Source organism: Stenotrophomonas sp. CASM106 (assembly GCF_049384825.1).
In the GTDB taxonomy this organism is placed as follows: Bacteria; Pseudomonadota; Gammaproteobacteria; order Xanthomonadales; family Xanthomonadaceae; genus Stenotrophomonas; species Stenotrophomonas muris.
Genome location: NZ_JBMRFS010000005.1, coordinates 193,560 through 216,560 on the forward strand (window position 1 = coordinate 193,560; position 23,001 = coordinate 216,560).

Genomic DNA, 23,001 nt, shown 5'->3' on the forward strand with positions numbered 1-23,001 from the left:
GAGCAGCGACCACGACAACGAAGGGCCCGCATAATGCAGGCAATGGCCGACCATACGATACCCACTGGCGCCACCCGTTCCGGCGCGCGCTGGACCCTGATCTCGCTGCGCCCGCAGGGCCAGAATGTGGCGCTGCGCCGCGCCGTTGCTGGGCTGGGCGGGGATGTCCTGGCCCTGGCGCCCTGGCGCCTGCAGCGCCTGCATGGCACGCCCGTGGTGCGCCAGCTGCAACGCGCGCTGAACTGTGATCGGGTGGTGTTCACCAGCCCGGCCGCCGTGACCGCGGCCGCCACCCTGCTGCCGCTGGCCGAGGCGCAGCGCAGCCCGTGGCTGACCGTCGGCGAAGGCACCGCGCGCGCATTGCGGGCACACGGCATCACCGAGGTGCATGCGCCGCAGCGGATGGACAGTGAAGGCCTGCTGGCGCTGCCGGTGCTGGCTGACGTACAGGGCCTGCGCATCGGCCTGGTGACCGCGCCCGGCGGGCGTGGCCTGATTGCCGCGCAGCTGCAGGCGGCCGGCGCCACAATCGAACGTGCCGACATCTACCAGCGTCGCCTGCTGCACCTGCCGCCCCGTGCGCTGGCCCGATTGGCGCATTCAGCGCAGCCGTGGATGCTGGCGGTGAGCAGTGGCGAAGCGCTGCAGCATTTCTGGCAGCAGCTTCCGCCGCCCTTGCAGCAGCGCCTGCAGGCGCACGCGACTGCCGTGGTGGCCAGTGATCGCCTCGGCGAACAGGCCCGGGCACTGGGCCTGCAGCATGTCGTGCGCGCGGCAGGCCCCACCAGCGCGCAGCTGGTGGCGGCCGCCGCACACGCCACGCTCACCGTCCCGGCAGCGACCTGAACAGGGACGTGGGTCACGCTTGCCGCTGTCGTCGGCAACAGTGATGCTGTGCACAACGCGGCCTGCCGGCCCCCGACCGGCGACGTTGCCGACAAGGAAGCCCGATGAACGACACTCCGCCCGTTTCCCCGCCCCGTCGACCCGTGCGCTGGCTGCTGCCGCTGGCCGGTGTGGTCGTGCTAGGCGTGGGCGGCTATGCCGGCTGGTATGTCTGGCAACAGCAACAGAACGAACAGGCAGCGCAGGCACAGACCACGGCTGTCCAGCTGAAGGGCCTGGAGGCCACGCTGGATGCGCTGCGTCGTGACCAGCGCGCGACCAGCCAGCGCCTGCAGGACGCGGCCGCCACCAACCGCGTGCTGCGCGACGAGATGCTGGGCCTTTCCCAGCGCAGCGCATTGCTGGAAGAGAACCTGGCCAAGCTGGCCGACAGCGCCAACCAGGGCCGCCAGGCGGTACAGCGCGATGAGGCCGAACTGCTGCTGACCCAGGCCGCGCAGCGCCTGAACTACGCCGACGATGTGGAAGGCGCACGCCGGTTGTACGCCCAGGCCGCGACGGCACTGGCCGAACTGCCCGACAGTGATGGCCTGAACCTGCGCCAGGCGCTGGTGCAGGAGCGCGAGGCACTGGATGCGCTCGGCAGCGGCCCCCGCGTGCAGTCGCTGCAGCGCCTGGATGCTGTGGGCAGGGCACTGCAGGGCCTGCCTTCGCAGATCACCGGCACGACCGGCAGCAGCACCGCCAAACCCTGGTGGCAGGCAGCTCTGGCGCCGTTCGTGGACATCACCCCGAGCCGCCAGAACGGCCCGCTGACCGCCGCCGAACAGCGCAATGCCGACGACGCGCTGCAGCTGGAACTGACATTGGCACGTGCGGCAATCGAGCGCGGCGACCGCGCGGGGCGCAATACCGCATTGGACCGCGTGGAGCACTGGGCACAGCGGCGCTGGCCGGATTCACCAGCCCTGCGCGCGCAACGTGCTGAACTGAAGGCCTTGCGCGAACTGCCGCTGCAGGCCAACGACGCTGTCCTTGGCAGCACCCTGCAACAACTGCGCACCCAGACCGACCGGAGGTAAGCCCGCATGAAACCCCTGCAATCCCTGGTCGTGCTGTTGCTGGCCGTGGCCATCGGCGTGGTCGCTGCGCAATGGCTCGGCGCCGATGACCTGAACCGCTTCGGCGAAGTGACCCTGCGCTACGGCGGCTACGACTACCACAGCAACCTGCCGAAGGTGGCGCTGCTGGCAGTGATCGCGGTGCTGGTGCTATGGCTGCTGTGGAGCCTGATCGCCGCACCGTTCCGCGCCTGGGGCCGCTACCGCCGCAAACAGGGCCGGGTGCGCCTGATCGACGGCCTGCAGGCCTATGAGCACGGCCAGTGGCAGCGTGCCGAGAAACTGCTGGACGGTGCCGCCAAGGATCCGGAAGTGAGCGCGGTGGCGCTGGCCAACGCCGTGCGCAGCGCGCAGGCACGTGCCGACGGCCCGGCTGGCGAGGCGCTGCTGCAGCGCCTGGGCGAAAGTGATGCCACCCTGCAGGCGCTGCTGCGCGCCGAACAGCTGCTGGCGCGCGATCTGCCGGTGGATGCGATCAACGCATTGGACGTAGCGGCGATCCAGCCGCTGCCGCCACGCGGCCTGTGGCTGCGCACCGAGGCACTGGCACAGGCCGGCCGCGCCCACGAGGCGTATGGCCAGCTGGGTGCACTGCGCCAGAGCAAGGTGCTGCCGGCCGAGGCCAATAGTGAACTGGAAGCACGCCTGGCTGCGCAGGCGCTGCTGGAAGCGGCCGACGTCAACGCGCTGGCCGCGCAGTGGGAAGCCACGCCGAAGGCACTGCGACCGACTCCGGACGTGGTTGGCGCCTATGCCAGCCGCGCGGTGGCGCTGGACTGGGACGAGCCGGCGCTGCTGGCGCTGGAACAGGCGCTGGACCAGCGCTGGGATGACGAACTGGTGGCGCTGTATGGCCGTCTGCCGGCCGAGCGCCTGGCTACCCGCCAGGCCAACCTCGCACGTTGGCGCAACGTGCATGACGGCTCGGCCGCGTTGCGCCTGGCGCAGGGCCGCGTGGCCCTGGCCCAGCAGCAGTGGGAGGCCGCCGATGCGTTCCTGCACGAGGCCATCGCCGCGGGCGCCGGTGCACCGGCGTGGGAAGCGCTGGGTGAACTGTTCGCCCAGCGTGGCGAACACGCGCTGGCCGCGCAGTGCCTGGCCAATGCGCTGCGCCTGCAGCGCGGCGAGGACAGCGTGGCGCTGGTGCGCGGCGGCGAGACGCCACTGCGTGCCACGGTGGAAGAACAGCCGCTCGCGGTGCAGCCGCCGGTGTATGACGCCAACGAAGAGCGCGACGAATTCGGTAATCCGCGGTTGCCGTGACCGCTGCTGAAGTGTGCCGACCAACGGTCGGCACCCACCGGACAAAAAATGCCGCCCAATGGGCGGCGTTTTCATGTGCGGGACCCGGTAGTCGCCAACCCTGGTTGGCGCGTGGCCTTTCCGAGCGATGCCGTTTCACGGCCGACCAAGGTCGGCATCTACCACAGCAGATCCAGCACGCATTTCTGGTAGTCGCCAACCTTGGTTGGCGCGCGGTCGCAGCGATCAGCGTTCGACGATCGCCACCACGCCCATGCCGCCGGCGGTGCAGATCGACACCAGCGCGCGACCACCGCCGCGTTCGGCCAGCTGCTTGGCGGCGGTGGCGATGACGCGGGCGCCGGTGGCGGCGAACGGATGACCGGTGGCCAGCGACGAACCCAGCAGGTTGATCTTGTCCGGGTCGATGCGGCCCAGCGGTGCGTCCAGCCCCAGGCGGTTGCGGCAGTAATCCTCGCTCTCCCACGCACGCAGGGTGCACAGCACCTGCGCGGCGAAGGCTTCGTGGATCTCGTAGATGTCGAAGTCCTGCAGGGTCAGGCCATTGCGCTTGAGCATCTCCGGCACTGCGATGGTCGGCGCCATAAGCAGGCCTTCGCCATGCACGAAGTCCACCGCAGAGACATGCGCGTCGCGCAGGTAGGCCTGCGGCTCATGGCCGTGCGCGCGCGCCCACTCTTCGCTGGCCAGCAGTACCGCAGCGGCACCGTCGGTCAGCGGGGTGGAATTGGCGGCGGTCAGCGTGCCGCGGCCGGAGACCTTGTCGAACGCCGGCTTCAGCGTGGCCAGCTTTTCCAGCGAGGTATCCGGACGCAGGATGTTGTCGCGCTCGACGCCGCGGAACGGTGCGATCAGGTCGTTGAAGAAACCGCGCTCATAGGCAGCGGCCAGCTTCTTGTGCGAGGACACCGCCCACTCATCCTGCGAGTCGCGCGAGATGTTCCATTCCTTGGCCATGTCCTCGCAGTGGTCGCCCATGCTCTTGCCGGTGCGCGGCTCGGCCACGCCCGGGAACTCGGGCTTGAGCTCGGAGAACTTGAAGCCGGCGGTGAGGGCGCGGATCTTGTCGCCGGTGCTCTTGGCGCGGTTGGCGGCCAGCAGGCGTGCACGCAGCTTCTTGCCGTAGACGATCGGCACGTCGGAGGTGGTGTCAGAACCGCCACCGATGCCCGATTCGATCTGGCCCAGCGCGATCTTGTTGGCCACGGTGATGATGCTGTCCAGCGAAGTGCCGCAGGCGCGCTGCAGGGTGATGCCCGGGGTCAGCGGCGACAGGCCGGAGGACAGCGTGGCCTCACGGCCCAGGTTCCAGTCGCTGGAGTGCTTGATCACCGCACCCATCGCCACTTCGCCCAGCTGCTGGCCGTGCAGGCCGAAACGTTCGACCAGCGCGCCCAGCGTACGGACCGACATGCCGAGGTTGCCGACATCCGAATACGCGGTGTTCTGGCGGCAGAACGGAATGCGGACGCCACCGAGGATGGCGACGGGACGAGCGTTGGGCATGGAGATACCTGGCATGGATGAGGGTGTCTGCAACATGGCCTGCACGGCGGAGCAGGCATAATGGAGCCAAGTGTAGCTGCCGCCCTGTGATGGGCCAACCGTGGAACCATGAGCAAACCCGACCCCGCGATGAATGCCCTTGGCGTGCTGGCCCTGGAACTGGCCGGCGGCGAAATCCCCCGCCAGGCGGTGCTCAGCGCTGAACAGGCCGGTGAACTGGCCGAACGCGTCGGCCGTGACCTTTCCAAGCTGGTGCCGCAGGTGGCCGAGCTGGACCTGGTGTTCGCGGCCGCCCATTTCGACCCGGCCGAAGTACTGCGCCCGGGCTGGCCGATCCATCGCCGCCTGGAAGAACTGCAGATGCGTGCCCCGGGCCGCAACCAGGGCCCGCGCCTGCTGGCCTTCGGCACCGATGCCGCAGGCGATGTGCCGCTGCCGTTCCAGGCCGATGCGACCCTGGTGGGGGGCGGCCTGCGCGTGGTGCCGTTCCTGCTGACCGGCAGCGACGTGGCCACCACCAACGCGGTGGCCAATGCGCTGGAAGAAACACTGCTGGCCAACGGCATGGCGCATGCCGATACCGCGTTGATGGCACAGAACAGCTTCGGTGCCCGCATCGAACACGCGCGCTATTTCACCGTGAACGACCTGGCCGCGATGATGTCGATGCAGTACGACAACCAGGGCTTGGCGGCGCTGTGGCCGCTGATCGAGACCGCGATCATGGCGCCGGGCGAAGACGAGTGGCTCAATGCCGCGCCCGAGCCGCTGCTGCGCTATACCCATGGCGAGGCACGCATGGCGCTGTTCGATCCGGCCGGTTGGTGCGCGTACTACAACCACAGCAAGAACGATTGCGACCGCCTGCAGGGCATCTACGAGCAGTTCCTGATGCGCCAGCGGCAGATGGCCGCGGTGCTGGAAGCGCACGGCGTGCCGGTGCTCTTCGTGCACTGCGAGGCCGGCACTACCGATAATGAAGAACGCCGGCTTGCGCCGGCGTTCCTTGATTCTTACGGGGCCTTCTGGATCACCGCACACGCCAGGCGTGCGCCGGCGTTGCCGGTCGGCTGGGTCTTGTAGTCGTCCGCATCGGCGTGGACGATCAGGCCGCGGCCGATGATGTCGAAGTCATCACCCTTGCCGATGTTGACATTGCTCGACACCGAGCCGTCGATGGTGGCCACGCCCTTGTCGTCGGCCTTGATGTTGGGCATGTCGCCGCCGTGGTGCGGATCGGTGGCGACGTTGCCGTGATCCTGCTTGCCCGGGTTGAAGTGGCCGCCGGCGCTCATGCCGTCCGGGGCGCTGCAGTCGCCCTTCTCGTGGATGTGGAAGCCGTGCTCGCTGCCCGGCTTCAGGCCAGTGATCTGGCCGGTCACGTGGATCTTGCCGTCGACCACCTTGAAGGTGACGCTGCCCTTGGTCTCGTTGCCCTGGGTCGGTGCCAGCTCGGCCGTTGCCGAAGCATCGGCCGCCGGTGCCGCAGCCGGTTCAGGAGTTGCAGCCGGCTCGGTGGTGGCGCCGTCAGCCGGCGCGGCCGGCGGAGTCTCAGTCTGCGGCGCGGCGGGCTGCTGGTTACAGGCCGCCAGGCCCAGCGCGGCGATGGCCGCAAACAGCGAAGTGTGGATCAGACGCATTGGAATCTCTCCCTGGATGTTGCCTGCAGTGATCAGCGGACGACCCGGATCACGCCACAGGCGATGCGGACGCCGGCATTGCCGGCGGGCTGGCTGCGATAGTCGTCGGCGTTGGCATGCACGACCAGTGCACGTCCGGCGATATCGGTGGCGGCGCCTCCGCCAAGGGTAACGCCCTTGAGGTGGATATCGACGTTGGCGCGGCCCTGGGCATCGGCACGCAGGTTGTCCATGTCGCCCAGGTGGTGCTTGCCGGTGCCGGCGCGGCCATGCGCGGCGCCACCGGGGTTGAAGTGGTTGCCGGCGCTGCTGGCATCCACCGCGCTGCAGTCGCCACGCTCGTGGATGTGGAAACCGGCTTGCTGCAACGGCTGCAGGCCACCGATCAGGCCGGTGATGTGGATACCGCCGGGCTCCACCATCAGTGCGATGCGGCCACTGACGATGCTGGCCGAGGCCGGCGACAGATTGGCCTCGCCCTGCTTCGCTGCGCTGACCACGGTGGGCGGCGGCGGGGTGGGCTCGGCCTTCTTCGGCGCGCTGCCACAGGCAGACAGCAGCACGGCGGCGGACAACGGCAGGATGGCAAAGGACAGACGCATCGAAGACTCCTTGCAGATGACACTAAGCATTGCATCGTCCATGAACGATCAACGGTTCGGCAAGCGGGCGCGAGGATCGCGTGCAGGGACCGTTCAATGGCCCCCGCGACGGCGCCCGGCGCCCAGCTTGCGGGTAAGGGTATTGCGGCCGAGGCCGAGGCGGGCAGCGGCTTCGGCGCGGCGACCGTGGGTGATCTGCAGCGCTGCCTCCAGCAGGGCATGGTCGACCCGCTCGCGCACCTGCGCGTGCAGCCCTTCCACGCCTTCGGCCAGCTGACGGCGCGCCCATTCGGCCAGCAGCGCTTCCCATTGGCCTGGATCGGCTGCGCTGGCACTGTTGCGGCGGCCGCGCGCGCGGTTCAGCGCGGTATCGACATCGGCCACGCCGATGGTGTCGGCGGCGGCCAGCGCGGCCATCCGCCAGCACACGTTCTCCAGTTCGCGCACGTTGCCCGGCCAGTCGTGTTCGCGCAGCGCCTGCAGGGCCGCGGCGGTGAGGCGCTTCGGCGGCGTATCCAGCCTGCGTGCGGCGGCGGCCAGGAACGTGCTGGCCAGTTGCGCGATGTCCTCGCGGCGCTCGCGCAGCGGCGGCAACTGCAGGCGCACCACATCCAGGCGATGCAGCAGATCGGCGCGGAATTTGCCCTGCGCGACCAGGCCTTCCAGATCCTGGTGGGTGGCGGCCACCACGCGCACATCGACGCGGATCAGCTCGCGGCCACCGACGCGGAAGAACTCACCCTGCGCCAGCACACGCAGCAGGCGGGTCTGCAGCGGCAACGGCATGTCGCCGATCTCATCCAGGAACAGCGTGCCGCCGTTGGCCTGCTCGAAGCGGCCGACATGGCGGCGTTGCGCACCGGTGAAGGCGCCAGCTTCGTGGCCGAACAACTCGCTCTCCAGCAGTTCGGCAGGGATCGCGGCGGTATTGAGCGCGACGAACGGGCGCTGCGCACGCGGCGATTCGCGGTGCAGCGCATTGGCCACCAGCTCCTTGCCGGTGCCGGTCTCGCCGGTGATCAGCACCGCCAGCGGTGCCTGCGCCAGGCGACCGATGGCGCGGAACAGCGCGCGCATCGGCGGCGTATCACCCACCAGTTGCGGCGGCTGGTCGCTGGGCGTTTCGGCGGCGGGGCTGGGAGCGGCCAGCGCGGGCGCCACCGCTGGCAGCACCCGCTGCGCCAGCGCCACGGCATCGTCCAGGTCGAACGGCTTGGACAGGAATTCATGCGCGCCCCCGCGGAACGCACCGGCGGTGCTGGCGACATCGGTATAGGCCGACATCACCACCACCGGCAGCTGCGGCAACGCGGCCTTGAGCTTGTCCAGCAGTACCAGGCCATCGTCGCCGGGCATGCGCACATCGGTGAACAGCAGCGCCGGTGGCGGGCCCGCGCTCAACGCCTGCAGGGCGGGAGCGGCACTGTCGAAATCAACGACCTGGTACCCCGCCTCGCGCAGCGCGGTGCACAGTACGAAGCGCACCGCACGATCATCGTCGACCACCCAGATGCGCTGTGCGGTGGTGGGGGACTCAGACATCGCGCGGGGCCTCCTCGGCAGGAGCGGCGCCGTTGCCGATCGGCAACAGCAGGGTGAACACGGTATGGCCCGGACGCGAGCGGTAGGTGAGCGTGCCGCGATGCTCGCGCGCGACCTGCTGGGCCAGTGCCAGGCCCAGCCCGGTGCCTTCGGCACGGCCACTGACCAGCGGCAGGAACAGGTGTTCGGCCAGCTCCTCGGGCACGCCACGGCCGTCGTCGGCGATTTCCAGGCGCAAGGCCAACGTGTGCAACTGCTCGGCGATGCGCACGCCATGCTCCACGCGGGTACGCAGGGTGATGCTGCCGGCGCCGGCCTGGATCGCGTTGCGCACCAGGTTCCACACCGCCTGCGTGAGGCGGTCGGCGTCGCCGTGGAATTCGGGAATGCTGGGGTCGTAGTCGCGCTGCAGGCGCACCGCCCAGCCGGCCTCGTTCTCGGCCAGGCGCAGCACGCGCTCGAGCGCGGCATGGATGTTCAGTTCCGCATGCGGCGCAGCCGGGGCCGGCGACAGCAGCTGGTCGAGAAGGCCGTTGAGGCGCTCGATCTCCGAGCCGATCAGTTCGATCAGCTCACGTTCGCTGGCATCGCGCTGCGCCGCGCGGCGGGCCAGCAGCTGGGCCGCGCCCTTCAGCCCGGCCAGCGGGTTGCGCAGCTCGTGGGCCAGGCCCTTCAGCGCCGCGCTGAGCGCGCTGGGCAGCGCCTGGGTTGGGTCCAGCCCGGGGAATTCATCGACTGGATGCGCCTCCAGCAGCCAGCCACCATCGTCGCGGCGGCTCATCCAGCCCTCGGCGAAGCGCGGCGCCTCGCCGGGCACCGCCAGCGCCAGCCGGTTCAGGCGCAGGCTGTCGCGCTCATCGCGGGCCAGGAAATGGGCCAGCGCCTCGCCCTGCACTTCCAGTGCGGCCAACGGCCGACCCAGCAGGCGCCGCGCGCTGACGCCCAGCCAGCGGGCGAAGGCCGGGTTGCAGCCGGCAATGCAGCCATCGGGCCCGGCCCAGGCCAGCGGCGTGCCCAGGGCATCGAGGGACGGCGAGGGTGCGGGGTCGGACATTGCACCAATGTAGTGCAAAACGCGGGGTTCGGGGTCAGAGCCCTTTCCTGACGGAAAGGGATCTGACCCCTGCTGCAGGTCGAGCAAGCTCGACCATTGCCAGATGCGTGGCCGGCTACAGCTTCATGTTGAGGCCGACGAATACGCTGCGGCCCGGCGCCGGCGAGAACATAGGGCGGGCGCTGTCCCAGAAGAAGCTGTCGTACCAGGCGTAGGCGTACTCGCGGCCGGTGACGTTCTTCAGTTGCAGGTCCACGCTGAAACGCGGGGTGAGCTGATAGGCAGCACTGAGGTCGAGCACGGCGAAGCCACCGAACTTGCCGGCCACGTTGCGCTCCTCAAGGTAATAGTCGCCCTGCGCGCGTGCCTGCAGGCCGAGGCGCAGCGCGTCGCTGGCGCGGTAGTCCACACCCAGATTGCTGATGTGGCGCGGGGTGGCGGCCACTTCGCGGCCGTGCAGGGAAATGCCGGCATCGCGGTCGTCGCGGGTGATCTTCGCTTCCTGGTAGGCGTGCGAGGCCCATATCGTCCAGTCGTCGCCCAGTTGCAGGCTCAACTGCGCATCCACGCCGCGCCGGCGGGTCTTGCCCAGGGTGACCGTCGTGCCGGTGGCCGGCATGTTGGATACCTCGTTTTCCGCGTCCTGCTGCCACACCGCCAGGCGCGCCTGGGCGCCCTGGAACGGCTGGAACTTCAGGCCCAGCTCCATGCCCGTATTGGTGGACGGCTGCATCGGTGCCTGCCCCGGGATGAGATAGGCCGGTGCGGTGGAGCCGGTCAGCACCTGGAAAGTGCGGCCCCAGTTGGCATAGACGTGGGTGGTCTGGCCCAGGCTGTGGATGACGCTCAGCTTGGGCTGGCCGATGCTGCCGTAATCCTGCAGCCGAGCGGTGATGCCGTTCATCAGGTGCGTGCGGCCACCGAAGCGGTCGACGCGGTAGGCCGGCACGATCTTCCAGGCCTCGACGGGCTGGTAGATGGCCTGCACGTAGGCGCCCCAGTTGTCGAAGCTGTGGCGGTCGTCGTTCTGCACGCGCGCCGGCGGCTGGCTGTAATCGGTCGGTTCAGCGTAGGCGTAGCGCTCGCGGATATAGCCGTTGTCCTGCTGCTCGTAGTTCAGGCCGCCTTCGACGGTAAGCGTGGGGCTGGCCTGCCAGGTCAGCGTGCTGAGCAGGCCAGTCTGGCGTTCATCCCACACGCGGCGCTGACGCGGCAGGTTGCCGGTGGGCAGGTCGCTGAAGGTCACGCGGCGGTCGTCTTCATAGCGGTTGTAGTAGAGCCGCGTGCCGAAGCTGAGTGCGTCGGACAGCTTCAGGTCGACGTGCGCGGCGATCTGCCGCATGTCGCGGTCATCGCCATCGTTGCCGTTGCGCAGCTCGCTGCCACGGCGGCGCGTGCGCAGTTCCTCGGCGGTCATGAAGCCGGGTTCGTCGGCTTCATGGTGATAGGCGCGCGCGGTCAGGCCCACGCGCAGCCCTTCGTCCAGCGTGCCGAAGAACCACTTGCCGCCCAGCGAGTACTTCCTGGAGGTGTCGTGGTCGCGATAACCATCGCTGACCTGGGTGCCGACAAAGTAGTTCTGCGCGAAGCCATTGGCTTCGCGGCCAATCGCCAGCTGCGCATCACGGGTGTTGTAGCTGCCGTAGGCCAGGCGCACATCGGTGTAGCTGCCGCCCTGGCGCGTACCGAAGTTCACGTTGCCGCCGATGTTGTGCAGGCCATAGCGCGGATCGTTGGTACCACGCACTACTTCGATGTAGCTGATGTCCAGCGGGAACAGCATGTCGATGAAGCGCTGGTTGCCGCTGTTGACGTTGCTGGGGATGCCATCGATCAGCGTCTTGATGGCATTGAGGTAACCCTCGCCGTTGAAGGCGCGGAAGCTGACCTTGCCCGATTCGGCGCCCTGCCGGGTTTCGGTGAGCTGGATGCCGGGCATCTGCCCGAGCAGTTCCCAGCTGTGCGAGACGTTGCGGTTTTCGATCTGGTCTGCACCCAGCACGTCCACCGAAGTCAGCACCTGGTGCGCACTGAGCTGGCCTTCGCCGTGCTGGTGCACCTGCACCTTGCCGAGGGTGAGCGCGGCGTCGGCCGACTGCGCGAAGGCTTCAGGGGCGAACGGTGCGGCCGCCAGGGCGGCGACCAGCGTGGAGGTCTTCATGGGAAGGAGGCAGTTGCGGCGAAATGTAATCATATAACATTTCACATGCCCGCTTTTGCAGCGTCGAGCAAGGCTCGGCGCTACAAGGGCGGGAGCCGGGGGGATTACACCGGGTAGCCGGTGGCTTCCCGTGCCTTCTTCCAGGCGGCTTCGAATTCACGCGCGGAGATTTCGTCGTCCTCGTCGAAATCCAGGAACGACACCGGCTGGTCGGCCAGCAGGAAACGGTCATCGCTGTGGGCGTGCTCGTCGGCCCAGACCATCTTGGTGCCGTAGATTTCCACCTGCCGCACGATCTTGTCGCCGCGCGCTTCCATCAGCACGTTGCCCTTGCCCAGGCCCGATTCGGCCCAGTGCTTGTAGTACTTCTTTGCGGCGGATTTCGCGCCGGGTTTTGCGTTGTGCTTTGCGTAGGTCATTGCAGGGGTCCTGGCCGCAGGCGCGGCCGGAAAGTTCGGAATGGCGCCATTATCAGGCATCCGGGGCCAGAGCCCTTTCCTTTGGAAAGGGATCCGCCCCCTGCTGGTTCAGTTCGGCAGGGGCACGCCCTTCGGCCACAGCATCCAGATGTTGCCCTTCTGCTTCATGTCGCCGGCCAGCTTGCCGGCGGCATCGCCACTGCCCCAGTACAGGTCGGCGCGCACCTCGCCGGCGATGGCGCCGCCGGTGTCCTGCGCAGCCACCGGGCGTACCACGGGCGTGCCATCGGGGCGCGTGGTCGACAGCCACAGCAGGCTGCCCAGCGGCACCACGGTACGGTCCACCGCCACGCTGTAGCCCGCGGTGAGCGGCACGTTCAGTGAACCACGCGGGCCTTCCGGGCTGTCCGGATTGCGCACGAAGAACACATAGCTGGGGTTGCTGCACAGCAGTTCCGGCACGCGCGCGGGATTGGCCCGGGCCCAGGCGCGGATCGCATCCATGGTGACGTCTTCCTTCTTCAGCTGGCCCTGGTCCACCAGCCAACGACCGATGGCACGGTAGGGGTGGCCGTTCTGTTCCGCATAGGCCAGCCGTACCTGCTTGCCATCGGCCAGGCGCACGCGGCCGGACCCCTGGATCTGCAGCAGCTGCAGGTCCATCGGATCGGTCAGCCAGGCCAGCACCGGCGCCTTGGCGCCCTTGGCCGCGATGGTACCGGCGTCGTCATAGGGCTTGAGCACCTTGCCTTCGACGCGCCCGCGCAGGCGCTTGCCCTTCAGTTCCGGGTAGAGGCTGTCCAGCTGCACCACCACCAGATCATCCGGCGTGCCGTACACCGGCACCGTCGCCTTGTCGGTGCGGGTAAGGCTGCCGGGGTAGATCGGCTCGTAGTAGCCGGTGATCAATCCGTCGGCCTGATGGCCACCGGCACGCAGCGCATAGGCATCGAGGTCGCGCTGCAGGAACTGGCGGATCGCGGCCGGGTTCTTGTCTGACACCGCTGCGGCGGTGGCGCAGGGCTTGGCCCAGACAGCGTCGTTTTTCAGGCGGGCGCAGCTGCTGCGCCAGGCAACGAAGCCGGCCTGCAGATCGCTGTCCGAGACCGCTGGCAGCGCTTTCCAGTCGACCTTGGCGTAGGTGGCCGCCGGCGGTGAGGTCGGCGTGGGCGCTTCGGAACCCGTGCGGGGAGCGGTGGTGGCGCAACCGGCGAGCACCGCCGCTGCCAACAGGGTCCAGTGCTTGCGCTTGAAGAAGGTAGCGGAATCGATCATGCCGCCATGGTGGCGGGCCGGCTGCTGGGCGGCAACCCAGCGCGAGGCCGAGCGTTCATGCGCGGGGTCACGGCGTCTGCAGCAGCAGCGAGTGCAGGATGCGCGCGTCCTCGGCATCCAGCGTCTTCGGCAGGTCGTCGCGGCCACGGAAACGGCGGTGGAAGGCGGCGACGGTGGCTTCGCGGTTGTCGAGCGGATAACCGAAGCGGGCCAGCGCATTCCACGCGTCGAATCCTTCCGGTGCCGCGCCGTCGGCGGCGCGCGGCCACACGCCGAAGCCGGCCTCGGCCAACTGCTGCCATGGGAAGAAGCGGCTCGGATCCTGCTTGCGCGTCGGCGCCAGGTCGGCATGGCCGATCACCTGGCGCGGCGGGATGTTCAGGCGCGTGGTGAGATCGCGCAGCAGCACGATCAGCGATTCGATCTGTGCCGCACTGAACGGGCTGCGGCCATCGTTGTCGAGCTCGATACCGATCGAAGCCGAATTGAGATCGGTGATGGTGCCCCAGCGCCCGGCGCCGGCGTGCCAGGCACGGCGCTCATCAGCCACCAGCTGGTAACGATGGCCATCGGCGCCGATCAGGTAGTGCGCACTGACCGGCCCACCGCTGTTGGCCGTGCGCAACGTATGCAGGCTCTGCTGCACCGATTTCTGCTCGGTGTGGTGGATGACGATGATGACCGGGGTGCGCGCGTTCTGGTTGGGTGATGGGACCCAGGTGGCGAGCGGGTTGTGCTGCACAGGCGCGGTGGCGGTGCAGGCCGAAAGGGCCAGGGCCAGCAGTGTGGAAGCCAGAAGGCGGGGGCTGATCATGGACGGATTGTAACCATGACTGCAGCCGTGGTTCTTCGCTTCGTCCGGATCGCTGGAGAACTGGGGAGCTGTCATGCAAAAAACTCAATAACGCCCCCACCTCATGCCCAAATCTCAAACTCCAATTCGAATAGCCAAACGCCCAAGTTCCTCATCACCTACCTTCAATCCTCGAAACGGACCCAGCCATGCCGCCGAATCGATTCCAACACCGTGGACACGTGAACCCAGGAACAACCGTCATAACAACTTAAACAAAATGATTCATCAACGGCCCCTCAGATCCCGCCAGTGGCCGATTTGGTCAATCCCTCCGCGCCCGCATTGCGAAGAAATCTACCTTGGCGCGTCACCACTGCTTCGACCGGTGACATACAGACTGGCAACACCGTCAAGCCGAGCAACTTCATCGAGGCGGCCGTTTAACCCCAACTTCCATTGAACAAGCAACCGCCCAGAACCCTATGCCCTCACCTTCCTAACCGACTCCACCCACTCAGCCCAGACAGAGGAATCATCAAGACAACCGGAATCACCTAGAGGCGACATAAGGCGAACAACAACTTCGAACAGCGGAAGATCCTCACCAGATCGATCAAAAATCGACTCAAGGAATACCATCATTACCGAGAACGCATCCAGCAACGCCAAGTACTCGCCCGACGAATTAATTTGTGCGCTACAAAATTCAGAATTAAGAGCACTCCCCACGGTGACAACCTCTGCAAATGCATCACACCAGTCATCCCACATTGCCGGATCGTTGGGCAAGCCATTCGCCCATAGAAATGACCCTCCCGAAGATAACAGATCAACAAGAGTGTCCTGCCCCTCCCCCCTCTCCATATACTTCTGAAGGAACACGCACATCAATACATATGCAGCCTGAACGGAAATTCTTCCAGCATCTTTCACATCACTAGCACTCATTTCGTGACCTTCTTTTGCTCCGACAGCCCGCCCGCCAGTGCGCCAACTGCCTGCGACAACGCCAGCACCATCTCTTTCTGCTCCGGGCTCAGCTTGGAGGGGTCTCCGCCGGTCAATGTATTAGTCAGTACCTTCGCGGCCAACTCGCCGCCGGCCGCGGACACCGCTCCGGTTCCCGCACTGCCACCATCGGCTTCCGCCAGCAGCGCACCCAACACCGCATGCGACAGCAGTTGCAGAGTCGCATTGGGGTCGCTGCCGTGGTTCGGGTCAAGCGTGCTGCCGATGAAGTGAGCGGCATAGGGCGCCAGTGCATTGGACGCGGCCTGGCCAGCGCCCTGTCCCGCCACACCGCCCACCAGCGCCGTCGTCACTGCGTTCAGTGCACGGTTGTACTCATCGATGCCCCCTACTTCCCCGCGCCGCTGTATGCCTGGCTATTTGCCGCCGCCACCTTGCTGCGCACAGGCACCCGATTCCATCGCCCTCAGTCACAAGGCCGTGTTGACCTTCATCATTCGTCCAATCCGCGGCCAGATCAACATGTAGAAGGCACCCACGGCCAACCCGATGAAAAGCATGATGCCAGCGCGCCTGGGAGCCCACCCAAACCAAAAGGAAGGACTGGTCCAGACCTTTATCCAAGCGCCAGGAGAGAAGGCACCCTCGAACGCGAGCCACGCCAACAAGGCACAGATTGGTGCAGCTACAACATAACGAGCTTTGAACCGCGGAAGAAACTTGTCCACAAGCATAACCCCGGGCACACCGAAGATGAGGCCCGACACAGCGGCTATGGCGCAAACCAGCGATGTGAAAATTGCAGCCTGCGAAAAGCTGCCTATCCGAGAACTCAGCGGAATGCCTATGAATAGAGCCGCTCCAAGCACGGAGCTGGCAATCACAGACACAATCTTTGCCCCCAACTCACGCTCACTCACTGGCAGATCTCCACCATCTTTCCATCAGAGCCCCGGTAGCTCATGCATTTCTGCCTTGAGGGAAAAGTACTCCAAGGCCACCGCAACTTGCCAACTTCGCCACCAGTATCGCGCGTATTGGAACTCCACACTTGGCCCACCAATTCGAGTTGAACATTGGACGCGAACCCGTACCCCAGCCTCTGGTTGAGACTGAGAATCCACCGAATCCATCCGGAAGCACCTGTCGGATCACAAAGCCCGGATCCAATGCATGTGCTCCAGGCACCGTGATGTTGATCAGACTGCTGGTGCTCGGATCGACGATCGATGCTGGAAAGCCCCAGCTCCGGAGGCAGGCCGTAGGAGAGTCGCCACAGACCGGAGGAAAGGCAGCGACAGGTGAGCTCCACAGCGAAGCTCCAGTGTTCTCGATCTCCTGCGCCGGCCACACTACGCACCAGCGCATGCGGACTGTAGTCGTCCAGGGTCAGCAGGTAGACATACCATTCGATGTCTTCCATCACTGCTGCGGAAGTCGCCTGGATCACGCCTACTCCGTTCTGTAGTCCATCGAGGTCGTTGGAGGCGTGTACACGCCCACCTGCAGACAGCCATTGGAGCAGGAACGGTAGAGCCACGCCATGCGTGGATGGGCTACCCGCTGTGCCGACCAACGGTCGGCACCCACCAGAGCAGACCCAGACCCCGTGCCAAGCAAGCTCGGCACCTACCAGAACGAGGACAGTGGAAGTGCCGACCAACGGTCGGCACCCACCACGTCAGTGCGCCGCCACGTCAGGCCTCGTAGGCGGACTCGCCGTGCGAAGTCACATCCAGGCCGGTGCGCTCTGCTTCTTCGGTCACGCGCAGGCCGACCACGACCTTGACCACCAGCAGGATGACCGCGGTCACCACCGCCGACCACACCACGGTCAGGCCGACGCTGACCACCTGCACCCAGACCTGATGGGCGATATCCAGATCGGCCTTTGTGCCGCCCAGCGACTGCGCACTGAACACGCCGGTGAGGATCGCGCCGACGATGCCGCCGACACCATGCACACCGAACACGTCGGCGGTGTCGTCCACCTTCAACAGGCGCTTCAGGCCGGTCACGCCCCACACGCAGACCACGCCGGCGACAAAACCGATCACGATCGCGCCAAGCGGCCCGACGGTGCCACAGGCCGGGGTGATGCCGACCAGACCGGCCACCGCACCCGAAGCAGCGCCCAGCGCCGACGGCTTGCCCTTGCCGATCGCCTCCACCAGGGTCCAGCCAAGCACGGCAGCGGCGGTGGCCAGCACGGTGTTGAGGAAGGCCAGCGAGGCCACGGTGTCGGCCGCTGCTGCCGAGCCGGCGTTGAAGCCGAACCAGCCCACCCACAGCAGCATCGCGCCGATGTAGGTAAACGGCACATTGTGCGGCTTCAGCGCGGTCTGGCCATAGCCCAGGCGCTTACCGACGAACCACGCGCCGACCAGGCCGGCGACGCCCGCGTTGATGTGGACCACGGTACCGCCGGCGAAGTCGATGGCACCCAGCTCACCCAGGTAGCCGCCACCCCAGACGATATGTGCCATCGGGATGTAGCTGAGGGTGAACCACAGCGCCGAGAACAGCAGCACCGCGCGGAACTTGATGCGCTCGGCGAAGGCACCGACGATCAGCGCGGTGGTGATGCCGGCAAAGGTCGACTGGAACGCGACGAACAGATAGTCCGGCAGGCCCTTGATCGGCGTGTTGCCCACCGACTCCGGGGTGAAGCCCTTGAGGAAGGCGAATTCGGTGAACGAGCCGAAGAACGGATTGCCGGCGCTGAACACCGCGCTGTAGCCATAGGCCACCCACAGCAGCAGCACCAGCGAGAACACCACCAGGATCTGGCTGAGCACCGACAGCACATTCTTCGAACGCACCAGGCCGCCGTAGAACAGGGCCAGGCCCGGTACCACCATCAACAGCACCAGCAGGGTCGAGGTGAGCATCCAGGCGACGTCGCCACGATCATAGGCGGCGGCCGCTTCGGCCACGGCCGGCGCCGCGGCGGTGGCGGCCGCATCGTGCAGCGGCTCGACCGCCACGCTTTCGCTCGGCAACGGCGATACCTGGGCCTGGGCATGGGCGCTGCCCGGCCAGGCACCGGCGGCCAGTGCGCTGAGCAGCATCAACAGGCACACCAGATGGAACCGGGCTTGCCACCCGGTGAGAAGGCGCATCTTCATGGGGGGAATCTCCGGAAGGGGGTTACAGCGCGTCGGCACCGATTTCGCCGGTGCGGATGCGGATGACCTGTTCGACGGCGGTGACGAAAATCTTGCCGTCACCGATCTTGCCGGTGCCTGCCGACGACTGGATCGCTTCGATCACCGCGTCGGCACGCTCGTCGGTGACCACCGTTTCGATCTTGATCTTGGGCAGGAAATCGACGACGTACTCGGCGCCGCGATACAGCTCGGTGTGGCCCTTCTGGCGACCGAAACCTTTCACTTCGGTCACGGTGATGCCCGACACGCCTGCATCGGACAGGGCCTCGCGGACCTCGTCGAGCTTGAACGGTCGGATGATGGCGGAGATCAGTTTCATGCGCATGTCCCGAGGGTGGATGGGGCCAGCGCGCCAGCGCGCGTTGGCATCAGGCAACCACGGGTCATCAGGATGATGACCGTGGCTGTTGCACCGGACACGTACAGGGCCGGGACGGCCGTGCCTCTCTCCTTGCACGACCGACGCGGGAGGGAGGGCGGCCCTGGTCGCGTATCCGGTCTCTCTCTTGCCCCTGGATAGGGATCAGCGCCCATTCGTAAACGAACGGGATCCGACCCCGATCTGACCGCGGCTCCCCAGCCGCGAAAACGGAAGCGATGGCGGCGGGTGGGAGGGGGAACCCACCGCCATCGCATCCGGTCAGCTGGCGTAGTACAGCTGGTATTCCAGCGGGTGGGTGGCCGCGCGGAACTTGGTCACTTCCTGCATCTTCAGCGCGATGTAGCCGTCAATGAAGTCATCGCTCATCACGCCGCCGGCCTTCAGGAACTCGCGGTCCTTGTCCAGCGCTTCCAGCGCCTGGTCCAGCGAGGAGCAGACCTGCGGGATCAGCTTCTCTTCCTCCGGCGGCAGGTCGTACAGGTCCTTGTCGCTCGGTGCACCCGGGTCGATCTGGTTCTTGATGCCGTCCAGGCCGGCCATCATCAGTGCGGTGAAGGTCAGGTAGCCGGACTGGATCGGGTCCGGGAAGCGCATTTCGATGCGGCGCGCCTTCGGGTTGGACACCCACGGAATGCGGCACGACGCCGAACGGTTGCGGGCCGAGTAGGCCAGCATCACCGGCGCCTCGAAGCCCGGCACCAGGCGCTTGTAGCTGTTGGTGCCCGAGTTGGCGAAGGCATTGATGGCCTTGGCGTGCTTGAAGATGCCGCCGATATACCACAGCGCCAGCTGGCTCAGGCCACCGTAGCCGTCACCGGAGAACAGGTTGGTGCCGCCCTTGGACAGCGACTGGTGCACGTGCATGCCGCTGCCGTTGTCGCCCACGATCGGCTTGGGCATGAAGGTGACGGTCTTGCCGTTGCGGTGCGCGACGTTCTTGATCACGTACTTCATGCGCAGCAGTTCATCGGCCTTCTGCACCAGGGTGCTGAACTTGGTGCCGATCTCGCACTGTCCGGCGGTGGCCACTTCGTGGTGCTGCACTTCCACTTCGATGCCGACCTGTTCCAGGGTCTTGCACATCTCGGCGCGCAGGTCGTGCAGGGTGTCGGTCGGCGGCACGGGGAAGTAGCCGCCCTTCACGCCCGGGCGGTAGCCGCTGTTGGCGCCGTCGTACTTGGCGCCGCTGTTCCAGGCGGCTTCTTCGGAATCGACCTTGAAGAAGGTGTTGCCCATTTCATTGGCGAAACGGACCGAGTCGAAGATGAAGAACTCCGGCTCCGGGCCGAAGAACGCGGTTTCGGCGATGCCGGAGGACTTCAGGTAGGCCTCGGCGCGCTTGGCGATGCCGCGCGGGCAGCGGCCGTACGGCTGCATGGTGGCCGGATCGAGGATGTCGCAGCTGATCACGATGGTCGGATCTGCGTAGAACGGGTCGACGTAGGCGCTGGTGGTGTCGGGCAGCAGGACCATGTCCGATTCGTTGATGCCCTTCCAGCCGGCGATCGAGCTGCCGTCGAACATCTTGCCTTCTTCGAACAGCGACGGTTCGACAATGCTGACCGGGAAGGTGACGTGCTGCTCGACGCCACGCATATCCACGAAACGCAGATCGACGAACTCGATCTGGTTGTCCTTGATCAGCTTCTCAACGTTTTCCACGGACATCGGTACGACCTCGGATGGGGATGAATGCCTGCTGAGGTACAGCAACGACCGTGCCAACTTTTCGCTGGCCGCAAGTCATTGATTTCAAAAAGGGCGCTCCGTGGCGGTGCAGAACGGTGCGCACCAAACGGGTGCACCCGCCACCAGACGCACCCGTTTGGTGCGGCAGGGATCGTCTATCCTCTCGACCTTCTTCCTTCCGCCGCGCGTCACGCACCGTCCATGTCCGACCTGCTCTCCGCCCTGCTGCTGGGCATCCTCGAAGGCTTGACCGAATTCCTGCCGATCTCCAGCACCGGCCACCTGCTCATCGCCCAGCACTGGCTGGGTGCCCGCTCGGACTTCTTCAACATCGTCATCCAGGCCGGCGCGATCGTGGCCGTGGTGCTGGTGTTCCGCCAGCGCCTGCTGCAGCTGGCCACCGGCTTCAACCAGCGCGAGAACCGTGAGTACGTGTTCAAGCTGGGCGCCGCCTTCCTGGTCACCGCCGTGGTCGGCCTGGTGGTGCGCAAGGCCGGCTGGTCGCTGCCGGAGACGGTCAGCCCGGTGGCCTGGGCATTGATCATCGGTGGTGTCTGGATGCTGCTGGTGGAGGCCTACACCGCGCGCCTGCCCGACCGCGACCAGGTGACCTGGACGGTGGCGATCGGCGTGGGCCTGGCACAGGTCGTGGCCGGCGTGTTCCCCGGCACCTCGCGCTCGGCCTCGGCGATCTTCCTGGCCATGCTGCTGGGCCTGAGCCGCCGCGCCGCCGCCGCCGAGTTCGTGTTCCTGGTCGGCATTCCCACCATGTTCGCCGCCAGCGCCTACACCTTCCTGGAAATGGCCAAGGCCGGGCAGCTGGGCCGCGAGGACTGGGCCGACGTGGGCGTGGCCTTCCTTGCCGCGGCCATCACCGGCTTCGTCGTAGTGAAGTGGCTGATGGGCTACATCAAGTCGCACAGGTTCACCGCCTTCGCGATCTACCGCATCGCACTGGGCGCGGCGCTGCTGCTGTGGTTGCCCTCCGGCAGCTGAACAGCGCCGGGGTACGGTAACCCCGTTGCCGGCCCCACCCCGTTTCCCCCACGGTTCCCCAAGGAGAATCACCATGAACCGCAAGCTCACCCTGCTCCTCCCGCTGGCCCTGATGGCCGCCTGCAGCCAGACCCCGGCCCCGGCCGGCACCGGCGGCGACGACGTGGCCCCGGCCGCGGCCAAGGCAGCAGACCAGCAGACGCTGGCGCACCTGGATGCGCAGCGCCTGCAGAGCCAGCACTGGCTGCTGCAGCAGGCCACCGGCGCCGACGGCAAGCGCATCGACGCGCTGTTCGCCCGCGAAGACAAGCCGGTCACCCTGGACTTCGCAGATGGCCGACTGTCGGTCAGCAACACCTGCAACCGCATGGGCGGCGGCTACACCCTGGCCGACGGCAAGCTGACGGTCAGCGCGATGGCCTCGACCATGATGGCCTGCACCGACAAGGCGCTGATGGCGCTGGACGAAGCCGTGTCGAGCCGCCTGCAGGGCGAGCTGAAGGCCGAGCAGGATGCCGATGGCAAGCTGACGCTGACCAACGCCAAGGGCGACGTGCTGGTGTTCAACCCGGAGCCGACCGCTGAAACCCGCTACGGCGGCGCCGGCGAAACCGTGTTCCTGGAAGTGGCCGCCAAGACGCAGAAGTGCTCGCACCCGCTGATCCCGGACTACCAGTGCCTGCAGGTGCGCGAAGTGAAGTTCGACGACAAGGGCCTGAAGCAGGGTGAGCCGGGCAAGTTCGAGAACTTCTACGGCACCATCGAGGGCTACACCCACGAAGACGGCGTGCGCAACGTGGTGCGCGTGAAGCGCTACGAAGTGAAGAACCCGCCGGCCGATGCGCCGTCGCAGGCGTACGTGCTGGACATGGTGGTCGAGTCGGCCATCGAGAAGTGATGTAGCGCCGACTGTTGGTCGGCTGCATCTTGAAGGGCGGCCGCAAGGCCGCCCTTCTTCGTTGACGTTGTAGCGCCGGCCGCTGGCCGGCTGCCCTGCGGAGCACCGCCAACACACGGATATTGCCGGCCAGCGGCCGGCACTACCCGCATGCATCAGGGAGATCGGCATGGAGCACGTCCCCGCCTTCACCATTGTCGCGCTGCTGGCCATGTCTACGGCTGCGGCTGCTGCCAGCACGCCCACCACCGGGCAGCTCGAGGCACATCCGTGGCAACTGGCGCGCGCCACCGACGCGCAGGGCCGGCGCATTGACGCGTTGTTCGTGCGTGGTCGACCGCCCTACACGCTGCGCTTCCAGCCCGGCTACATGAGCCAGTTGAACCTGTGCAACCAGTCAAGCAGCACCTATCACCTGCAAGGTGACCGGCTGGTCCTGGAGGGCGGCATCATCACCACAGCCGCGTGCATCCGGCCCGAGGTGGCCGAACAGGAACGTGTCGCCGGCACGCTGGTGAATGCACGCGCAGAGCTGACGCTTGCGCTGGATGAACGTGGCCGCCTGCTGCTGCGCAATGCGCACGGCGATGTGCTGGTGTTCGCGCCGGTACCCGGTACGGACGAATGAAAAGGGCGGCTGCAGGGCCGCCCGTCTTCGTTGGCGATGGCGCC

Annotated in this window: 21 protein-coding genes and 1 pseudogene; 7 read left to right on the top strand and 15 right to left on the bottom strand. The window is 66.8% G+C overall.

What is annotated here, in order from left to right; translation table 11 throughout:
- Window positions 1–33 precede the first annotated feature (33 nt).
- The 3 genes from VG556_RS14105 to VG556_RS14115 all read left to right on the top strand — a co-directional run bounded on the left by VG556_RS14105 (window position 34) and on the right by VG556_RS14115 (window position 3,230).
- Window positions 34–846: a uroporphyrinogen-III synthase gene (locus tag VG556_RS14105; RefSeq protein ID WP_100450872.1), complete on the top strand. Its 813-nt coding sequence runs from the start codon at window positions 34–36 to the stop codon at window positions 844–846.
- A 104-nt stretch (window positions 847–950) separates the two neighbouring features.
- Complete coding sequence (locus tag VG556_RS14110; protein ID WP_032959352.1) at window positions 951–1,928, top strand: uroporphyrinogen-III C-methyltransferase; 978 nt, start codon at window positions 951–953, stop codon at window positions 1,926–1,928.
- Between the two features lie 6 nt (window positions 1,929–1,934).
- Entirely contained in the window at window positions 1,935–3,230 is a 1,296-nt protein-coding gene (locus VG556_RS14115; protein WP_046427835.1) for a heme biosynthesis HemY N-terminal domain-containing protein, read from the top strand.
- Between the two features lie 225 nt (window positions 3,231–3,455).
- On the opposite strand, the gene VG556_RS14120 is transcribed toward VG556_RS14115, so the two are convergent.
- Entirely contained in the window at window positions 3,456–4,751 is a 1,296-nt protein-coding gene (locus tag VG556_RS14120; RefSeq protein ID WP_087786464.1) for an acetyl-CoA C-acetyltransferase, read from the bottom strand.
- A gap of 93 nt (window positions 4,752–4,844) precedes the next feature.
- On the opposite strand from VG556_RS14120, the pseudogene VG556_RS14125 reads away from it, so the two are divergent.
- Window positions 4,845–5,702 (top strand): annotated as a pseudogene (locus VG556_RS14125) (hypothetical protein); the annotation flags it as partial.
- A gap of 47 nt (window positions 5,703–5,749) precedes the next feature.
- Here VG556_RS14125 and VG556_RS14130 read toward each other — a convergent pair.
- The 14 genes from VG556_RS14130 to glnA all read right to left on the bottom strand — a co-directional run bounded on the left by VG556_RS14130 (window position 5,750) and on the right by glnA (window position 20,414).
- On the bottom strand, window positions 5,750–6,376 hold the full coding sequence (locus VG556_RS14130) for a superoxide dismutase family protein (protein WP_100450871.1): 627 nt from the start codon (window positions 6,374–6,376) through the stop codon (window positions 5,750–5,752).
- Window positions 6,377–6,408: 32 nt separating this feature from the next.
- Window positions 6,409–6,978 carry a superoxide dismutase family protein gene (locus tag VG556_RS14135; protein WP_032959349.1) on the bottom strand — a complete coding sequence of 190 codons (570 nt, stop codon included), beginning with the start codon at window positions 6,976–6,978 and terminating at the stop codon, window positions 6,409–6,411.
- A gap of 93 nt (window positions 6,979–7,071) precedes the next feature.
- Window positions 7,072–8,520, bottom strand: a complete 1,449-nt coding sequence (gene ntrC, locus VG556_RS14140) for a nitrogen regulation protein NR(I) (RefSeq protein WP_100450870.1) — start codon at window positions 8,518–8,520, stop codon at window positions 7,072–7,074.
- The gene (locus VG556_RS14145) at window positions 8,513–9,574 is read right to left on the bottom strand and encodes a two-component system sensor histidine kinase NtrB (protein ID WP_100450932.1); all 1,062 of its coding nucleotides are present in this window, start codon (window positions 9,572–9,574) and stop codon (window positions 8,513–8,515) included. The genes ntrC and VG556_RS14145 overlap by 8 nt, the downstream gene beginning before the upstream one ends.
- Window positions 9,575–9,689: 115 nt before the next feature.
- Entirely contained in the window at window positions 9,690–11,735 is a 2,046-nt protein-coding gene (locus tag VG556_RS14150) for a TonB-dependent receptor (RefSeq protein WP_100450869.1), read from the bottom strand.
- Between the two features lie 104 nt (window positions 11,736–11,839).
- A complete protein-coding gene (locus VG556_RS14155; RefSeq protein ID WP_005411860.1) occupies window positions 11,840–12,154 on the bottom strand; it encodes a hypothetical protein in 315 nt (104 codons plus the stop codon).
- A 108-nt stretch (window positions 12,155–12,262) separates the two neighbouring features.
- Entirely contained in the window at window positions 12,263–13,429 is a 1,167-nt protein-coding gene (locus VG556_RS14160) for a murein transglycosylase A (RefSeq protein WP_100450868.1), read from the bottom strand.
- Window positions 13,430–13,496: 67 nt separating this feature from the next.
- Window positions 13,497–14,243 carry an N-acetylmuramoyl-L-alanine amidase gene (locus tag VG556_RS14165; protein WP_100450931.1) on the bottom strand — a complete coding sequence of 249 codons (747 nt, stop codon included), beginning with the start codon at window positions 14,241–14,243 and terminating at the stop codon, window positions 13,497–13,499.
- Window positions 14,244–14,705: 462 nt separating this feature from the next.
- The gene (locus tag VG556_RS14170; RefSeq protein WP_134966507.1) at window positions 14,706–15,173 is read right to left on the bottom strand and encodes a hypothetical protein; all 468 of its coding nucleotides are present in this window, start codon (window positions 15,171–15,173) and stop codon (window positions 14,706–14,708) included.
- Complete coding sequence (locus tag VG556_RS14175; protein WP_032959340.1) at window positions 15,170–15,547, bottom strand: VENN motif pre-toxin domain-containing protein; 378 nt, start codon at window positions 15,545–15,547, stop codon at window positions 15,170–15,172. The genes VG556_RS14170 and VG556_RS14175 overlap by 4 nt, the downstream gene beginning before the upstream one ends.
- 563 nt (window positions 15,548–16,110) lie before the next feature.
- Entirely contained in the window at window positions 16,111–16,617 is a 507-nt protein-coding gene (locus VG556_RS14180; RefSeq protein ID WP_146257712.1) for a hypothetical protein, read from the bottom strand.
- A gap of 274 nt (window positions 16,618–16,891) precedes the next feature.
- On the bottom strand, window positions 16,892–18,322 hold the full coding sequence (amt, locus tag VG556_RS14185) for an ammonium transporter (protein WP_053495709.1): 1,431 nt from the start codon (window positions 18,320–18,322) through the stop codon (window positions 16,892–16,894).
- A 22-nt stretch (window positions 18,323–18,344) separates the two neighbouring features.
- Window positions 18,345–18,683, bottom strand: coding sequence for a P-II family nitrogen regulator (locus VG556_RS14190; protein WP_004134334.1), 339 nt, complete (start codon window positions 18,681–18,683; stop codon window positions 18,345–18,347).
- A gap of 321 nt (window positions 18,684–19,004) precedes the next feature.
- On the bottom strand, window positions 19,005–20,414 hold the full coding sequence (glnA, locus tag VG556_RS14195; protein WP_014645491.1) for a type I glutamate--ammonia ligase: 1,410 nt from the start codon (window positions 20,412–20,414) through the stop codon (window positions 19,005–19,007).
- A 222-nt stretch (window positions 20,415–20,636) separates the two neighbouring features.
- Here glnA and VG556_RS14200 point away from each other — a divergent pair, with 222 nt between their 5' ends.
- The 3 genes from VG556_RS14200 to VG556_RS14210 all read left to right on the top strand — a co-directional run bounded on the left by VG556_RS14200 (window position 20,637) and on the right by VG556_RS14210 (window position 22,957).
- Window positions 20,637–21,431, top strand: a complete 795-nt coding sequence (locus VG556_RS14200; protein ID WP_423180020.1) for an undecaprenyl-diphosphate phosphatase — start codon at window positions 20,637–20,639, stop codon at window positions 21,429–21,431.
- A 73-nt stretch (window positions 21,432–21,504) separates the two neighbouring features.
- Window positions 21,505–22,329 carry an META and DUF4377 domain-containing protein gene (locus tag VG556_RS14205; RefSeq protein WP_032961635.1) on the top strand — a complete coding sequence of 275 codons (825 nt, stop codon included), beginning with the start codon at window positions 21,505–21,507 and terminating at the stop codon, window positions 22,327–22,329.
- A gap of 169 nt (window positions 22,330–22,498) precedes the next feature.
- The gene (locus VG556_RS14210) at window positions 22,499–22,957 is read left to right on the top strand and encodes an META domain-containing protein (protein WP_100450867.1); all 459 of its coding nucleotides are present in this window, start codon (window positions 22,499–22,501) and stop codon (window positions 22,955–22,957) included.
- The last annotated feature ends 44 nt before the right edge of the window (window positions 22,958–23,001 follow it).

What these genes read in the sequence shown, in the direction of transcription:
- VG556_RS14155 (WP_005411860.1), bottom strand. Translation starts at nt 12,154, where the DNA reads ATGACCTACGCAAAGCACAACGCAAAACCCGGCGCGAAATCCGCCGCA.
- VG556_RS14160 (WP_100450868.1), bottom strand. Translation starts at nt 13,429, where the DNA reads ATGATCGATTCCGCTACCTTCTTCAAGCGCAAGCACTGGACCCTGTTG.
- VG556_RS14110 (WP_032959352.1), top strand. Translation starts at nt 951, where the DNA reads ATGAACGACACTCCGCCCGTTTCCCCGCCCCGTCGACCCGTGCGCTGG.
- VG556_RS14210 (WP_100450867.1), top strand. Translation starts at nt 22,499, where the DNA reads ATGGAGCACGTCCCCGCCTTCACCATTGTCGCGCTGCTGGCCATGTCT.
- ntrC (WP_100450870.1), bottom strand. Translation starts at nt 8,520, where the DNA reads ATGTCTGAGTCCCCCACCACCGCACAGCGCATCTGGGTGGTCGACGAT.
- VG556_RS14200 (WP_423180020.1), top strand. Translation starts at nt 20,637, where the DNA reads ATGTCCGACCTGCTCTCCGCCCTGCTGCTGGGCATCCTCGAAGGCTTG.
- VG556_RS14145 (WP_100450932.1), bottom strand. Translation starts at nt 9,574, where the DNA reads ATGTCCGACCCCGCACCCTCGCCGTCCCTCGATGCCCTGGGCACGCCG.
- VG556_RS14115 (WP_046427835.1), top strand. Translation starts at nt 1,935, where the DNA reads ATGAAACCCCTGCAATCCCTGGTCGTGCTGTTGCTGGCCGTGGCCATC.
- amt (WP_053495709.1), bottom strand. Translation starts at nt 18,322, where the DNA reads ATGAAGATGCGCCTTCTCACCGGGTGGCAAGCCCGGTTCCATCTGGTG.
- VG556_RS14180 (WP_146257712.1), bottom strand. Translation starts at nt 16,617, where the DNA reads ATGGAAGACATCGAATGGTATGTCTACCTGCTGACCCTGGACGACTAC.
- VG556_RS14170 (WP_134966507.1), bottom strand. Translation starts at nt 15,173, where the DNA reads ATGAGTGCTAGTGATGTGAAAGATGCTGGAAGAATTTCCGTTCAGGCT.
- VG556_RS14105 (WP_100450872.1), top strand. Translation starts at nt 34, where the DNA reads ATGCAGGCAATGGCCGACCATACGATACCCACTGGCGCCACCCGTTCC.
- VG556_RS14120 (WP_087786464.1), bottom strand. Translation starts at nt 4,751, where the DNA reads ATGCCAGGTATCTCCATGCCCAACGCTCGTCCCGTCGCCATCCTCGGT.
- VG556_RS14130 (WP_100450871.1), bottom strand. Translation starts at nt 6,376, where the DNA reads ATGCGTCTGATCCACACTTCGCTGTTTGCGGCCATCGCCGCGCTGGGC.
- VG556_RS14190 (WP_004134334.1), bottom strand. Translation starts at nt 18,683, where the DNA reads ATGAAACTGATCTCCGCCATCATCCGACCGTTCAAGCTCGACGAGGTC.
- VG556_RS14165 (WP_100450931.1), bottom strand. Translation starts at nt 14,243, where the DNA reads ATGATCAGCCCCCGCCTTCTGGCTTCCACACTGCTGGCCCTGGCCCTT.
- VG556_RS14150 (WP_100450869.1), bottom strand. Translation starts at nt 11,735, where the DNA reads ATGAAGACCTCCACGCTGGTCGCCGCCCTGGCGGCCGCACCGTTCGCC.
- VG556_RS14135 (WP_032959349.1), bottom strand. Translation starts at nt 6,978, where the DNA reads ATGCGTCTGTCCTTTGCCATCCTGCCGTTGTCCGCCGCCGTGCTGCTG.
- glnA (WP_014645491.1), bottom strand. Translation starts at nt 20,414, where the DNA reads ATGTCCGTGGAAAACGTTGAGAAGCTGATCAAGGACAACCAGATCGAG.
- VG556_RS14205 (WP_032961635.1), top strand. Translation starts at nt 21,505, where the DNA reads ATGAACCGCAAGCTCACCCTGCTCCTCCCGCTGGCCCTGATGGCCGCC.